This is a genomic window from Undibacterium sp. 5I1, assembly GCF_034314085.1.
GTDB lineage: Bacteria > Pseudomonadota > Gammaproteobacteria > Burkholderiales > Burkholderiaceae_D > Undibacterium.
In genome coordinates this window covers 572,155-587,570 of record NZ_JAVIWI010000001.1, presented here as the reverse complement: position 1 = coordinate 587,570, position 15,416 = coordinate 572,155, and the positions used below count along the sequence as shown (strand labels likewise).

Sequence of the window (15,416 nt, the reverse complement as noted above, 5' to 3'; positions counted from 1 at the left end):
GTTCTCGATGACACAATAATATTGTCATCGCCGGACTGTCTTATACAAATTCTAATAAATGGTCAGTATTAACATTAACAATGGCAAATTGATATTAAAGCTAAGGCAGCGAACTTTGGTTTAACTTTCCAAAACGCCTAAATGCATCGTCAGCAGAATTATTTAGATGAAGATTAGCAAAATTTATAGAAAATTCATCTTGAAAATAAGATCATTTTCACCCTCAAGTAATTCGAATTGATGCCGACTAACGGGCGAGCAAATAAAACTTTACACCCTAAATAAAATATTTACTTGGGGAAATTCATTAAACTTTTTAAGCATCCGTCCGATACCTGATAACAACGGCGGTCCTGTAGTCTTAACAAGACAGACCAAAGTTTAAGGCCACTCGCCAGTTCAAATAACTTAGGTAAGGAGTATCACCATGGCTTCATATATTAATACCAATATTGCATCGCTCAATGCGCAACGCAATTTGACAACGTCCCAAAACTCCCTCGCGACTTCCTTGCAACGTTTGTCATCAGGCTTACGTATTAACAGTGCAAAAGACGATGCTGCGGGCTTGGCAATTTCTCAACGTCTGACATCGCAAATCGGTGGTTTGAACCAAGCGGTTCGTAATGCGAATGATGGTATCTCTTTAGCGCAAACGGCTGAGGGCGACTTAACGCAAATCGGCAATAACTTACAACGTATTCGTGACCTTGCTGTTCAGGCAGCCAACGGTTCTAACAGCGCATCTGACCGTGCTGCCATTAATAATGAATCCAACCAGCTGATTTCTGAAATCAACCGTGTTGCTGGCTCTTCTAACTTCAACGGCGTGCACTTACTTGATGGTAGCTTTACATCACAAGGCTTCCAAGTTGGTGCAAACGGTACATCAAACGATCAGATCAACATCGCATCCATCGCCAGCGCTAATTCTTCCTCTTTAGGCGTAGGTTCTAACTCTAGTTACTCTACAACACTTGCTGGCAGCACTAACGCGATTGGGGGCCTTAACTCCGGCGATCTGGCCATTAACGGCTTTAACGTTGGCGCAACTAGCTCTGATGGCGTATCCAGTGCAAACTCCAGTGGTAGCGCCATTGCAAAGGCCGCTGCAATTAATGCGGTAAGCGGTCAAACTGGTGTTACTGCCAGTGCGAATGCAACGACTGTGACAGGCACTGCAACTAGTGCTACTGCCGCAATCGCCGCTGGTGATATCAAAATCAATGGTGTCGATATTGGCGCACTCGCGGCGGCAGGCTCTGTCGCAGAACGCGGTGCTCAAGTAACCGCTGCAGTCAATTCAAAAACTAGCCAGACTGGTGTAACAGCAACCTTTGACAGCACGACAGGCGCCGTATCACTAACCGCATCAGATGCTAGAAATATTACCATCACAAAATCTGCCAACGCTGGCGCCAACGATACTAACACCGGTTTAACAACAGGCATTGCTGCTGCAACAGCTGGTATTAAAACAACCGTTGGTACAGTATCGTTGTCATCGACAAGCTCTGCTGGTATTACATTAGCAAATGGTGGAACAGGTACAACAAGTGGCACAACCATCACCGGAACTAACTTCTCACTTAGCGCAGGCGACATCAATATCAACGGTGTCGATATTGGCACCGTTGGCACTGCTGCAACTGCTACAGCGCAAGGTGTATTAATAGCTGCTGCAATTAATGCCAAGACATCACAAACTGGTGTTACCGCCACTAATACAGGAGGTGTTTTAACTCTTGCCGGAGCCCAAAGCGCTGGATTTACTGTTACGACAAAAGGTAATGCAACCCTTGCAAATACTGGTCTTGCAGTAGGTACGACGACAGTAGCTGGAGCTGGTGCCACAGCGTCTGGCTTAACTGCTGGTAACACAGCGGCAACAGCAACGGCAGGCGCAGGCCTCTCTTCACTGGATTTGACCACAGCATCGGGTGCAACGTCTGCTTTGGCAACCATTGATGCTGCTCTGGCATCGGTCAATAGCTCACGTGCGTCCTTGGGTGCGTATCAAAACCGTTTTGCCTCTGCTGTCAGCAGCTTGCAAACAACGGCAGAGAATTTGACTACTTCCCGTAGCCGTATTCAGGATACTGACTTCGCTGCTGAAACTGCTAACTTGACACGTGGTCAAGTATTGCAACAAGCAGGTACAGCGATCTTGGCACAGGCAAATGCCTTGCCACAGGGTGTGTTGGCTCTGTTGCGTTAATCAATGGCAGGGGTTTAACTCTTCATTGAAAAGTGCAATCCCCTGGTCATTTTTTGACCAGGGGAATTTTACTTAAAGGAAACAATCATGGATGCTCTTTCGACTGGTAATCAACTACCATCAGGGCAAACTGTCTCAGATCGTCCCCCATCTGGCAACATCGCCCCGACATCTAATGCCAAGGCAGCAACGCCGCTAGATACATCACTAGCAGTTACTCCTGCGGGCAAAACGCAAGCAACCAGAGAACAGGTTGAGGCTGCGGTGAAAGATATTAATAAATCACTTCAATCTAGTTCACAAGGCTTAGAATTTAGTATTGATCCAGACTCTAAGCATGTTGTGGTCAAACTCATTGATCAGCAGACCAAACAAGTTCTGCGCCAGATACCAAATGAGGAAGTGCTGGAAATTTCTAAGTCTCTGGATAAACTTCAGGGACTATTGATCAAACAAAGCGCCTGAAATGCTAAAAACGTTCAGTTTTGAAATAGGCAGGTAAATCCCCTTCTAAAGTCTGGTTTGCTTTTGCCGATAACTAGATATAGTAGTTTCTTGTAAAGGGGAATCAGGTGTCCATTCAATCCACGGGTATAGGCTCAGGCCTTGATGTTAATTCACTTGTAAGTAAGCTGATGCAAGTGGAAAGTCAGCCGTTAACCAGCTTGGCAACTAAACAAGCGAGTTACCAAGCCAAAGTTTCTGCCTATGGCACTCTGAACAGTGCGCTAAGCTCATTCCAAAGTGCAGTGTCAAATTTAAGCAAGCCATCTGTATTTCAGTCTTTGACTGCCACATCAAGCGACTCTACGATTATATCTGCGACCGCTGCTGCATCAGCTACAGCTGGGACATATAATATCGCGATAAGTCAGCTGGCACAAAGTCAAAGTATTTCCAGCGTGGGTCAGGCTAGTTCTTCAGACGCAATTGGAACAGGCGCATCAACCACGGTGTCGTTCCAGCTTGGTACGATCACTGGCACTGCTACCAACGGCACCTACAGTGGTGCGACGTTTGCACAAGATACAACTCAAACAACGGGTACCATTACTATTGATAGCACGAACAATTCGCTGCAAGGCATCCGCGATGCGATCAATACGGCTGGCGTAGGTGTCACGGCATCGATTGTTGGTGATGGTAGCGCGACGCCTTACCACTTGGTACTCAACTCAAGCAAAACCGGTGTAGCTTCCAGCTTAAAAATTAGTTCAACCGGTGATGCTACGATAGCCAATCTACTTAATTATGACCCGTCGGGAACGCAAAATTTTACTGAAATCAGTAATGCTCAAAATGCCAACCTGAAAGTCAATGGGATAAATATCACCAGCGCGGCAAATACAGTCACTAGTTCACTACCGGGTGTTACTCTCAACTTAACCAAAGTAGGATCAACAACAGTTTCGGTAACGACTAACTCAGGTTCGGTACAAAATGGCGTCAATAGTTTCGTACAAGCATATAACGCTCTCAATGCAACAATTACCAGTCTTACCGCCTACAATAGCAGCACACAAAAAGGTGGCCTGCTATTGGGCGACTCGACAACTCAAAGTGTTCAAAATCAAATCCGTAACTCCCTGTCTGCCTCAGTCAACGGCTTGGGTGGTGGCTTAACTACATTATCCCAAATCGGCGTGTCGTTCCAAAAAGATGGTTCTTTATCACTTGACTCTACAAAGTTAAGCACTGCATTGACGAATAATTTTAGCGATGTAGGAGGTTTGTTCGCTTCTATCGGTAAGACCAGCGATAGTTTGACTAGTGTTGCAGGTTCTACCTCTGCGACAAAAGCAGGGACTTATGCGCTGAACGTCACTCAACTTGCTACTCAAGGCAGCTTGACGGGCGATCTTGCTTTGCCAGCCACAACGACGATTGATCCAAGTACAACTCTGAGCGTAACGTTAAATAATCTGAATGCCAGTGTTGCCATACCTGCAGGTAGTTATACGCCTGCGCAATTAGCTACCGCTGTGCAAACAGCCATCAATACTACATCAGCATTTTCGGCCATCGGATCAACTGTCAAAGCGAGTATCAATAATAGCGGGCAATTAATATTGCAATCGACTAATTATGGTTCAGCGTCTAATGTGGCAATAGCGGACGGTACCGGTACCGGAGCCGCTAGTCTCACTGGAACACAATTAACTGGTACGGCAGGGTTAGACGTTGCTGGCACTCTTAATGGCTCGCAAGTCAGCGGATCAGGGCAAACCTTGACTGGTGTGGTCGGGACGAATACTGAGGGGCTAAAAATACTGGTAGCAGGTGGTTCGGTTGGCGATAGAGGCACCGTCAATTATTCGATTGGATATGCCAGCAAATTGACCAGTCTGCTGAATGGATTTTTGGGAAGCTCAGGAACGATCGCAAGCTCCACTGATGGCGTCAATCGAAGTCTGAAAGATCTCAGCAAACAAACAGACGATCTGAACAGTCGCCTGATCGATATCGAAGCGCGTTACCGCGCCCAATTTACAGCCTTGGATTCGATCATTAGCAGTTTAAATAGCACCAGTACATTTTTAACCCAGCAGTTATCGGCACTAACAGGCAGCTCAAAATAATTACTACGCGAATTTTTTTGATTAACAAAAACAATTCAACGTATAAATCGAAGCTCAAAAGAGGAATCTACCATTATGTTTGGCTCATCACAGACTCGCGGTGCTAATGCCTACGCAAAAGTTGGAATGGAAACTGGTGTCATTGCAGCCAGTCCACATACACTGATTGTCATGCTGTTTGACGGTGCGATCACGGCCATTTCTAATGCATTGCAAAATCTTGAAGCGGGTAATATTGCCGCTAAAGGTCAATCCATTTCCAAAGCAATTTCGATTATCGAAAATGGTCTGCGCGCAAGTCTGGATAAAAAAGTCGGTGGTGAAATTGCTCTCAGTCTCGACTCACTTTATGCCTATATGGGCAATCAGTTATTAGTTGCTAATTTAAAAAATAAAGCAGAAATATTAATTGAAGTACGCGATTTACTTCGCGATTTAAAAACTACCTGGGAAGCAATCGCTCCATTAGCGGCAACTGCCGAATCAGAAACAGTCAGGCTGCCACAGCAGGTAGATGCACTTGCTCCTCGCTCATCCAAATTTCTTGAGGCTTGATGCAAATGGATAGCATGAAAATGATGTCGATTTACGAAAATGTTGCCCATATAACGGACCAAATGCTTAACGCTGCCCGAATAGGTGATTGGGATTTATTGGCTAAATTGGAGAATGATTGCTCCTCGCAAGTACAAACTTTGAGAGCAAATGAAGTAAGTGCAGAACTTCCACCAGATTTACGCAATAAAAAAATTCAGATCATTAAAAAAATCCTGGCTGACGATAAAGAAATCAGAGATTTAACTGAACCTTGGATGGCGCAATTAGCTAATTTAATGAAAAGTTCTGAATCCAGTCGTAAGCTCTCAAAAGCCTACGGCGCTAGCCGAACAGGCTAACGGCTATCATGTTGCCGGGGATTGATAACCTGCCAAGACCCGCATCCAATACAGAGGCGTTATCTGCGGCGGCCTCTGTTGGAGGGATTAAGCAAGATGTTGTTTCTAAGCTAGATCAATTAGTCATTGGTAAGCAAGTGCAAGGCGAAGCGCTGTCCCGTTTAAATGACGGGACTTTTTTTGTCAAAATCGCCGGTGTGACAGCGAGAATGGCGCTGCCGGACGATACCAAGCCCGGTGACAAATTGGCTCTGACTCTGCTCGCACTAAACCCGAGGCCAACCTTCCTGCTTGGTAGTGGAGACAATGCGATTACGACTACTGCCTCATTCTCAAGGCAAGATTTAATCGGGAAAATGTTGCAAGATGTAGGGCAACAAAACTCGATTTCCACCTCATCTAAATTACCTGTCGCAGCAGAAGATACCGCCAGGGCCGCGTTAGGACTGCTTGAGCAATATACCAGTACACCCACTAATTTAAGCACCGCTGGAAAACTGATTAATAGTATTTTGCAAGCAGCGCAACAACAAAACCTGCAACAAGGTGCGCCACTCACATTGGTCGGTAAAACTGCATTAGCACAGGACCCCAGTACCTTCGCATCACCTGAAAAATTAGCCGCCAACTTGCAGCAAGCAATATCATCCAGCGGCTTATTTTATGAATCTCATGTTGCTGATTGGGCGCAAGGCAAAATGTCTCTCAGTGACCTGATGCGGGAACCTCAGGCACAACAAGCGACGCAGCAAACAAGTCAGACAACTGATGTCAACACCTTGATGAACAAAATGGCTGACAATTCCAGCTTGGCACAAATTATTCATTTACAACTGGACACCTTAGAACAACAAAAAATAACGTGGCAAGGTAATTTATTACCTGGCATGCCAATGGAGTGGGAAATCGTAAAGGATGACAGTCAGCAAACATCAGCACAAGCAGAGGCTGTCCCGTCCTGGCAAAGTGCTGTGCGTTTTGAACTGCCCACACTGGGAGCAATCTCTGCAAAAATAAGCTTGCAAGGAAATCATTTACAGTTTTATTTACGTGCCAGTAATCCAGAAAGCGCCACGTTATTACAAAGCCATGTCAGTGCGCTGGCCGATTCTATTGAACTAGCTGGCTCTCAGCTTGACTCTTTCTCTATTAAACACGATGACAACGCCTAAGTCAGCGCCAAAATCGGAAGTGTCATCGCCAGCATCGACATCAACGATCAAACCAACGACACAAAATGCGGTTGCGATCGCTTACGAGACAGGCAGCTCTGCACCAAAAATTGTGGCTAAAGGTAAGGGAGTAATCGCGGAGCAAATTATTGCACGTGCAAAAGAGCATGGGGTGTACGTGCATCAATCCAAAGAGCTGGTTTCTTTGTTAATGAAAGTAGAGTTAGATCAAGATATACCGCCAGCACTGTATCGCGCTGTTGCAGAACTGCTCGCTTGGCTTTACCATATAGAATCTGGAAATTCGGCGTCTGCTTTACCCCCACCAAAAGGGTAAAGTAAGCAATTCACCTACTCTCTAAAATTATACTAAGAACATGCAATCCTCACCTCCAGTACTAGGCACCGAAAATCAGAGCCCCTACCAAGTTGACTCACGTCGCGAGATCATTGCATTGTTGCGTGGTTTAAAAGAGGGCAATCAGTTGATTAGTATGATGATTAACGGGGGTACAGAAGTTTTTATCACCTCCATCCTTGATGTAGATGATAGTAACAACACATTAATTATTGATAGCGCACCAAGCCAACTAGCCAATCAACGTATTGTAGAAGCGCCGCGAGTGTCGTTTGAAGGCCTGTTAGATAGAATCAGCATTCAGTTTTCATCTACTGGTGTCCAGCGAGAGACGTTTGAAAATCGTCCTGCACTGCAATTCGCGATACCCGTGAGTGTAATCCGCCTTCAACGCCGTGAGTATTATCGTATCAACACACCACTGTCCAACCCTATTCGCTGTGCGATCTCCATAGATACAGATCTTGGCACTGAAACTGCGAAGTTTTCTCTGGTCGATATCAGTTGTGGTGGTATTGCAATACTGGATGACAGAAAATTATTAGATAGCGAAATCGGTACGATCTATAAGCATTGCAAAGTTGATTTCCCTGATATCGGCTTAATCGACACTACTTTGCAAATCAGGAACGCCCAGGACTTAATCCTGCTCAATGGCAAGACCAATCGTCGACTTGGTTGCCAATTTTTAAATATGTCTAATACGGTATTAGCAAGTATTCAACGCTACATCATGAAGTTGGAAAGAGAACGTAATTCTAAAATAAACGGCACGCGATAATGTTTTTGTAAATAACTTAACCGCATCCCAATAAAAATCCCCGTCAAAAGCGGGGATTTTTATTGGGATGCGGTTAAGTCATGTATGCAGACTCGAACTAAAATCAAACAAGCCAATATCAGATCGAGGCCGCACTTTGCAGACACCGAGGTGTCTCACGTTATGATTTATACCAAGTCAAAGCGATCAAGATTCATCACTTTGGTCCAAGCCGCAGCGAAGTCATTGACAAACTTTTGCTGCGAATCACTAGAGGCATAGACTTCTGCTAAAGAGCGTAGCTGGGAGTTGGAGCCGAATACAAGATCAACAACCGTACTTGTCCATTTGATCTCTCCCGTTGCTCTATCATGCCCTTCTAACACGCCGGCCGATGCGGCGGACTTCTGCCATTTCGTGCCCATGTCGAGCAAGTTCACAAAGAAGTCATTCGTTAAAGTCTCAGGACGCTTGGTAAATACACCGTGTTTGGCATGTCCGATATTAGCATCCAGAACCCGTAAACCACCGATCAACACGGTCAATTCTGGCGCAGTCAGTCTCATCAACTGTGCTTTATCGATCAATAGCTCTGCCGCTAACCCCTCCAGACCTTTACGGATGTAGTTACGGAAACCATCTGCCGCAGGTTCCAATACAGCGAAAGATTCCACATCGGTTTGATCCTGAGTAGCATCCATACGACCAGGCGTAAAAGGAATTGTCACATCGTTACCAGCCTTTTTAGCCGCAGCCTCAACCGCAGCAGAGCCACCTAGGACAATCAGATCAGCGAGTGAAATCTTCTTGCCACCAGATTGTGATGCATTGAACTCATTCTGAATCGCTTCTAATTTAGCAAGTACTGTCGCCAGTTCAGCTGGCTGATTTACTTCCCAATCTTTTTGTGGTGCCAGACGAATACGTGCTCCGTTAGCACCGCCGCGTTTGTCACTACCACGGAATGTTGAGGCAGATGCCCAAGCGGTATTCACCAGTTGAGAAATCGACAGACCAGAACTGAGCAGCTTCGCTTTTAGTGCGACGATGTCCTGCTGTTCGACTAATTTGTGATCGACAGCGGGAATAGGATCTTGCCAGATCAACTCTTCTTTCGGTACTAATAGGCCAAGGTAGCGAGTAATTGGCCCCATATCACGATGTGTCAGCTTGAACCATGCACGGGCAAAAGCATCTGCAAACTCGTGCGGATTTTGCATAAAGCGGCGCGAGATTTTTTCGTAAGCCGGATCCATACGCATCGCCATGTCCGCAGTGGACATCATTGGCGCGTGACGAATACTTGGATCGTGCGCGTCTGGCACGGTGCCAGCGCCTGTGTCGCCCTTCGGTTTCCACTGCTGCGCACCAGCCGGGCTCTTAGTCAATTCCCATTCGTAGCCGAACAGGGTCTCAAAGTAGCCGTTGTCCCACTTAATCGGATTAGGTGTCCATGCGCCCTCAAGACCGCTGGTAATTGTGTGTACGCCTTTGCCGCTACCGAAGCTATTCTTCCAGCCCAGACCTTGCTCCTCGATACCTGCGCCCTCTGGTTCAGCGCCAACATACTCGCCCGGATCAGCAGCGCCATGGGTCTTACCAAAGGTATGACCGCCAGCGGTAAGTGCGACAGTTTCTTCATCGTTCATCGCCATGCGGGCAAAGGTATCGCGGATATCTCGTGCCGAACCGAGAGGATCTGGATTGCCGTTCGGGCCTTCAGGATTGACGTAAATCAAACCCATCTGTACCGCAGCGAGTGGGTTTTCTAACTCACGGTCACCGGTGTAACGCTGATCATCCAACCACTTGCCTTCTGATCCCCAGTAGATGTCTTCTTCTGGCTCCCAAATGTCAGGGCGTCCGCCGGCAAAGCCAAAAGTTTTAAAGCCCATGGACTCCAATGCGACGTTACCGGTCAGGACGAATAAATCAGCCCAAGACAGGTTGCGACCGTATTTTTGTTTGATAGGCCAGAGTAGGCGACGTGCCTTATCGAGATTGCCATTATCAGGCCAGCTGTTCAATGGAGCGAATCGCTGTGAACCAGAGCCTGCACCCCCGCGACCATCAGTCACGCGATAAGTACCGGCAGCATGCCATGCCATACGAATAAAGAAAGGACCGTAGTGACCATAATCCGCTGGCCACCAGTCTTGTGAATCCGTCATCAGCGCGGTTAAGTCCTTGACGACCGCGTGCAGATCAAGCGTTTTAAACGCCTCAGCATAATTAAACTCTTCATCCATAGGATTGGACTTGGAAGAATGCTGATGCAAAATATTGAGTTTTAATTGATTGGGCCACCAGTCTGAGTTCGATGGTGCGCCTTTAGCCACGGTGTGTTTGCCAGCGCCACCCGAAAACGGGCATTTTGCTTCATTTGACATGGTTATCTCCTTGATTGATTAAATATCTACTACCAAATTGATTCTAGAGATCGAATATTGATAGGTCAACTCAATTTAAATTATGTAATCGATTAGTTTTAACTATGAAAACTGGATTAACGACATACTAAGACCAATTAAGACAAATTTTCGACACGTCTCTTCAAACTCATCGCACTATGTCATCCAAAGAAACCAGAACCATCTTACCAACACCCCTTACAACCTTAATTAGCTGCTGTGCTGATTGAGCTAGGAATAAGAAAGCTAATACTGTTGACAGCGATTTATAGTATGCCAAATTCAACTCAGGCGTTTATTGATGCTACTTCTACCGCCAAACAACGATGACAAACGAAAAAAATCCCCGCATAAACGGGGATTTGAGGGATGTATTTTTGGGATTGCGAATGTTAAGAACTAAGATTCCTCAGACAACTTTTAAGCTAAAATTGTCCGATTTAAATGCAATATACTCAATACAGTATATTTAATTGTCCAATTAAAACCTCATCAACGAGGCAATTTATCGACATACTCCCCTTATTTTTATGTTTAGCATACATCACCGACAGTTCGCATGTAGCAAAATCCACCAGCTTATATTTGCATATTCATAATGTCATGATAGGCTGAAACCAGCCTGTTTCTGACCTGCACCGCCGCCTGAAAAGAGATATTGGCTTTTTGCATGGAAATCATGACGTCAGATAAACCGACGTTGTCGCTACCCATCGTAAATTGCTTACCGACTTCTTCCGCCTTGGCGCCAGTAGCATTGACTTGATCAAGAGCACCTTTAAGAGCATCTGCAAAATCCAGTTTTGCCGGAGCAGTGCTTGCACCTGCGCTCAAACCTACGCTCGCACCTGTGCCAGCAACCGGCGCAGACGATTCCATCCGTGCTGCGGCGGCTTTTAATTGCGCCACCATTGCCGTAATTTGGCTATTATCGATTCCACCTATTTTCATCACTGACTCCCAAACAATCCATCCACAATAGATCCGTATTTGATCCTGTCCTTCATTCTGTACTAACCTGAGAAGATGTAAAAACAGCGTAGGCTGGCCACATCATCCACCGCGTTACCTTAACACCGCTTACAAATCACATAACTTTGATAAGAAGGTGTAAAGACAGCTTCTTCTTAAGATTGATTTTCAAAAAGAACAGCACAATCGCTATCAAGGAAAAAACCATATATGCATCAAAATATTCATCTATGGTTAAAACAAATTTAAACGGATTTGATATGCAGCAGATTTTTTTGAAACAAGCTCACTACAAGGCACGCCATGGCAACCGCGAATGAAACTATGCTGGGCGGCGGTGGCATCTCCCCTGCGCCCGCAACTGTATCACCGGCATTCCCTACTATTTTGGGTATCCCACAGACACCTGGGATGAGGACCGTTTTGTTATCTGTAGGTGTCGCGATTACCTTAGCGATCATGGTTGGCGTCTGGCTATGGAGCCAAACTCCCGATTACAAAGTCTTGTTTTCTAACTTCACTGACAGAGATGGCGGCGCAATTGTCGCCTCACTACAACAGATGAACGTGCCGTATAAATATTCCGATGGCGGCGGCGCGATTCTGGTCCCGGCCAACCAAGTCCATGATGCACGTCTAAAATTGGCGGCGCAAGGTTTGCCAAAAGGCGGCAATGTCGGCTTTGAATTAATGGAAAACCAAAAATTAGGTATTTCTCAATTTTTAGAACAAGTTAATTTTCAACGGGCACTAGAAGGCGAATTAGCACGCTCGATTCAAGCCATTTCCGCAGTGCAAGCGGCGCGCGTGCATCTGGCGATGCCAAAATCCTCGGTTTTTATCAGAGAACAACAGAAACCAACCGCCTCTGTCTTACTAAATTTATACCCTGGGCGCACTCTCGATCAGCAGCAAGTCAGCGCGGTACTGCATCTGGTTGCCAGCAGCGTACCTGAACTGGTCGCGGCCAATGTCACCATCGTCGATCAAAACGGTAATTTGCTCTCTGACCCTAACAAGCAAATGGCCAATAACGGTCTTGATCCGGCACAACTCAAATACGTGCAAGATTTTCAGCAAAATATCATCAAGCGGATAGAGTCTATTGTCACGCCTATCGTTGGCCCCAACAATGTCAGAGCAGAAGCAACTGCCGATATCGACTTCTCGCGCACCGAACAAGCAGCCGAAACTTATCGCCCTAATTCACCGCCAGAGGCTTCTACCATCCGCAGCGTGCAGTCGAATGAAAGCTATAACAAGACAGCGAATGCGTCGGGCATTCCAGGTGCATTGACAAATCAGCCACCAGTGCCAGCCATCGCCCCGATTACTGCCAGCGCAGCGGCAGCGGCTAGCAATGCGGCGGCTAGCGGTCTGGTGCAAAAAGACTCGACCGTAAATTACGAGGTCGATAAAACCTTGCGCTACACTCAACAGCCTATGGGTGGCGTTAAGCGCATCTCAGTAGCGGTCGTAATTAACTACAAGAGCGAGACAGACAAAAATGGCAAAGTCACGACCAAACCATTAAGCGATATAGAAAAAACTCAACTAACTGATCTGATCAGAGAAGCCATGGGATTCAACAAAGATCGTGGCGATACGCTGAATGTTGTCAACAGCCCATTTGCCGGACCACAAAAAGAAACTATAGTAGAAGCACCGCTATGGAATCAGCCAGATATGTTGCAAATGGCAAAAGACATCGGTAAATATATTTTGACTGGGCTTGTGCTGCTATATCTGTTCTTTGGTTATCTGCGCCCGATGCTCTACAAAATTATGGGCAAAGAAACCAAAACCAAGGCACAAAAAGCCGCAGAAGCACGGGCAAAAGAGCGGGAAGAAGCCGCAGAATTAGCCGCTCAGGAAGAGGAAGAAGCCGCGATCGTTAACCTGTCGAAATCAAATGAAGAGACGGCCAACGCAGCAAAACAAAGTTCTGGTTACGATATCAATCTGGACATGGCAAAGCAATTGGCTAGCAGTGATCCTAAAATCGTAGCAAATGTGATTAAAACATGGGTGAGCAATGAGTGACGACGGCGTACAAAGAGCAGCAACACTGATGCTGGCACTGGGTGAAGATGGTGCGGCAGAAGTCATGAAGTACCTTGGCCCGCGCGAGGTACAAAAAATCGGTGCCGCCATGGCGACCATCGGTGCGATTCCACATGAAAGTATTGCCAAAGTGCTAGAGCAGTTTAAAGCGGCAGCTGACATCAGTTCATCAGTCGGTCTGGACTCGGATGAATACATCCGCAATGTACTGACCAAGGCCTTGGGTGACGACAAAGCATCCTCCCTGCTCAACCGTATTCTGGGTGGCAAGGATGCCAGCGGGATAGAAAGTCTGAAATGGATGGACTCCCCGTCAGTCGCCGATCTGATCAAGAACGAACATCCACAAATTATTGCAACCATCCTGGTGCATCTGGAAAGTGATCAGGCATGCGAAATTTTAAATAACTTTACCGAGCGTTTGCGTAATGACGTCGTACTGCGTATTGCAACGCTGGACGGTATCCAGCCAGCAGCTCTGCGCGAATTAAATGATGTACTGACTAAACTCCTCACCGGCAATGAGAGTCTGAAGAAAAAATCTATTGGTGGCGTGCGTGCAGCAGCAGAAATTCTCAACTTTATGAGTGGCGATAATGAAGCCTCAGTGATGGAGAATTTACGCAAATATGATGGCGATATGGCCGAAAAAATCATGGATGAGATGTTTGTCTTCGATAACATTCTGGAGATTGACGACAAAGGCATACAGTTGCTGCTGCGCGAAGTACAGTCCGATTCTCTGATCATCGCACTCAAAGGTGCCAACCCTGACATGCGGGAAAAAATCTTCAAAAATATGTCGCAACGTGCGGCAGAAATGATGCGCGAAGATTTAGAGTCCAAAGGGCCAGTTCGTCTGTCAGAAGTCGAAACCCAGCAAAAACAAATTCTCTTGATTGTGCGGCGTCTGGCGGACGAAGGCCAGATCATGTTAGGCGCAAAAGGCGAAGATTCGTATGTCTGATGTGACTGAAAAAATACCGCCAAAAAACCTCCCCAAGGGGCAGATGTCCGCTTTCCAGCGCTGGGAAATGGCATCCTTCGGCGATGAGCGTCCGGCCCATGTAGCAGAGCAACAAGTAGCTACCAACCTGGCCGCCAGAATCAATCGTGAAGAGCTGGCCAAGCTCAAAGAAATCACGAGCCGCGAAGCCTATGCAGCCGGTTACCAGGAGGCTTATCTGGTCGGATTACAAGAAGGCAAAGACGCTGGCTTCGCCGCCAGTAAAGCTGAGATTGATGTCCAGGTAGAACAGATGAAGCAACTAATCAGCAGCACTGCCGAGCAAATTTCTGCTGCCAGCGCAGTGATGGGTAAGGACTTGCTGAGTCTGGCGATAGAGTTGGCAGAGGCGATGTTAAAAGTGCGCATAGCGATTGATCCAGAAGTGATTTTGCCCATCGTGCAAGAAGCCATCGATCAACTGCCCTCGGTGCAGCAACCGGCGCAAATTATGGTCAACCCAGAAGACGCCGACATCTTAAAAAATCGCATCGGTGAAGAGTTAAGCAAAACTGGCTGGCGGGTCACTGCCGATTATCATATTGAACGCGGCGGCTGCCGTTTAGAAACCGGACAAAATAGTGTCGATGCGACTTTAGCCACACGCTGGGATCGCTTGACGGCCGTATTGAAAAAAACGACGGCTGAATAGGTTGACTTAAATTAAGGCTTCAATTCGGACTTAGATTTAATGGAGTAAATATATATACTCCCATTCCGTATATTTTAGTTGTCCATACAAAGTCTGGGCAATACGGCATTTTTAGTAAAAATAATGGGGAGTATATTAAAACCATTGTTTTTTTAAGCTTCAATATTTGTCTTAGGACTAACGCAAAATTGTTCCGGCAAGGAGTGGCGACGAAGAGCGCCTTTAACCCAGATTTTCAATTGGAACAGCGACAAGTGTGCCTTTGGCGGACTGACTGGCTAGACGCGACGACGACGCAAGCTGCATCTTACTAGGAGGAGCAACAACG

At 46.4% G+C, this 15,416-nt stretch carries 13 protein-coding genes; 11 read left to right on the top strand and 2 right to left on the bottom strand.

The genetic code is table 11. From position 1 onward, the window contains the following. Window positions 1-427: 427 nt before the first annotated feature. The 8 genes from RGU72_RS02480 (at window position 428) to RGU72_RS02445 (ending at window position 8,004) form a co-directional block, all read left to right on the top strand. Window positions 428-2,218 carry a flagellin gene (locus tag RGU72_RS02480; RefSeq protein WP_322118223.1) on the top strand — a complete coding sequence of 597 codons (1,791 nt, stop codon included), beginning with the start codon at window positions 428-430 and terminating at the stop codon, window positions 2,216-2,218. Between the two features lie 87 nt (window positions 2,219-2,305). Beyond that, a complete protein-coding gene (locus RGU72_RS02475; RefSeq protein WP_322118222.1) occupies window positions 2,306-2,683 on the top strand; it encodes a flagellar protein FlaG in 378 nt (125 codons plus the stop codon). Between the two features lie 107 nt (window positions 2,684-2,790). Continuing rightward, complete coding sequence (gene fliD / locus RGU72_RS02470) at window positions 2,791-4,797, top strand: flagellar filament capping protein FliD (protein WP_322118221.1); 2,007 nt, start codon at window positions 2,791-2,793, stop codon at window positions 4,795-4,797. A gap of 75 nt (window positions 4,798-4,872) precedes the next feature. Then, on the top strand, window positions 4,873-5,352 hold the full coding sequence (gene fliS, locus RGU72_RS02465) for a flagellar export chaperone FliS (protein ID WP_322118220.1): 480 nt from the start codon (window positions 4,873-4,875) through the stop codon (window positions 5,350-5,352). Further along, on the top strand, window positions 5,352-5,693 hold the full coding sequence (locus RGU72_RS02460) for a flagellar protein FliT (RefSeq protein WP_322118219.1): 342 nt from the start codon (window positions 5,352-5,354) through the stop codon (window positions 5,691-5,693). Before fliS ends, RGU72_RS02460 begins: the two co-directional genes overlap by 1 nt. An 8-nt stretch (window positions 5,694-5,701) precedes the next feature. Next, on the top strand, window positions 5,702-6,865 hold the full coding sequence (locus tag RGU72_RS02455; RefSeq protein ID WP_322118218.1) for a flagellar hook-length control protein FliK: 1,164 nt from the start codon (window positions 5,702-5,704) through the stop codon (window positions 6,863-6,865). Then, complete coding sequence (locus RGU72_RS02450) at window positions 6,852-7,202, top strand: EscU/YscU/HrcU family type III secretion system export apparatus switch protein (RefSeq protein ID WP_322118217.1); 351 nt, start codon at window positions 6,852-6,854, stop codon at window positions 7,200-7,202. Before RGU72_RS02455 ends, RGU72_RS02450 begins: the two co-directional genes overlap by 14 nt. A 40-nt stretch (window positions 7,203-7,242) precedes the next feature. Further along, window positions 7,243-8,004, top strand: a complete 762-nt coding sequence (locus tag RGU72_RS02445) for a flagellar brake protein (protein WP_322118216.1) — start codon at window positions 7,243-7,245, stop codon at window positions 8,002-8,004. A gap of 167 nt (window positions 8,005-8,171) precedes the next feature. Here the strand turns inward: RGU72_RS02445 and katG are convergent, their stop codons facing one another. Together katG and fliE are read right to left on the bottom strand one after the other, a co-directional pair. Continuing rightward, window positions 8,172-10,373, bottom strand: a complete 2,202-nt coding sequence (gene katG / locus RGU72_RS02440; RefSeq protein ID WP_322118215.1) for a catalase/peroxidase HPI — start codon at window positions 10,371-10,373, stop codon at window positions 8,172-8,174. Window positions 10,374-10,973: 600 nt separating this feature from the next. Further along, a complete protein-coding gene (gene fliE / locus RGU72_RS02435; RefSeq protein WP_322118214.1) occupies window positions 10,974-11,345 on the bottom strand; it encodes a flagellar hook-basal body complex protein FliE in 372 nt (123 codons plus the stop codon). Window positions 11,346-11,690: 345 nt separating this feature from the next. On the opposite strand from fliE, the gene fliF reads away from it, so the two are divergent. From fliF to RGU72_RS02420, 3 genes are read left to right on the top strand one after another with little or no spacing between them, the layout of a single operon-like run. After that, a complete protein-coding gene (gene fliF / locus RGU72_RS02430; protein WP_416200149.1) occupies window positions 11,691-13,409 on the top strand; it encodes a flagellar basal-body MS-ring/collar protein FliF in 1,719 nt (572 codons plus the stop codon). Further along, window positions 13,402-14,397 carry a flagellar motor switch protein FliG gene (fliG, locus tag RGU72_RS02425; RefSeq protein WP_322118213.1) on the top strand — a complete coding sequence of 332 codons (996 nt, stop codon included), beginning with the start codon at window positions 13,402-13,404 and terminating at the stop codon, window positions 14,395-14,397. Before fliF ends, fliG begins: the two co-directional genes overlap by 8 nt. After that, the gene (locus tag RGU72_RS02420; RefSeq protein WP_322118212.1) at window positions 14,390-15,088 is read left to right on the top strand and encodes a flagellar assembly protein FliH; all 699 of its coding nucleotides are present in this window, start codon (window positions 14,390-14,392) and stop codon (window positions 15,086-15,088) included. Before fliG ends, RGU72_RS02420 begins: the two co-directional genes overlap by 8 nt. Window positions 15,089-15,416: the final 328 nt, after the last annotated feature.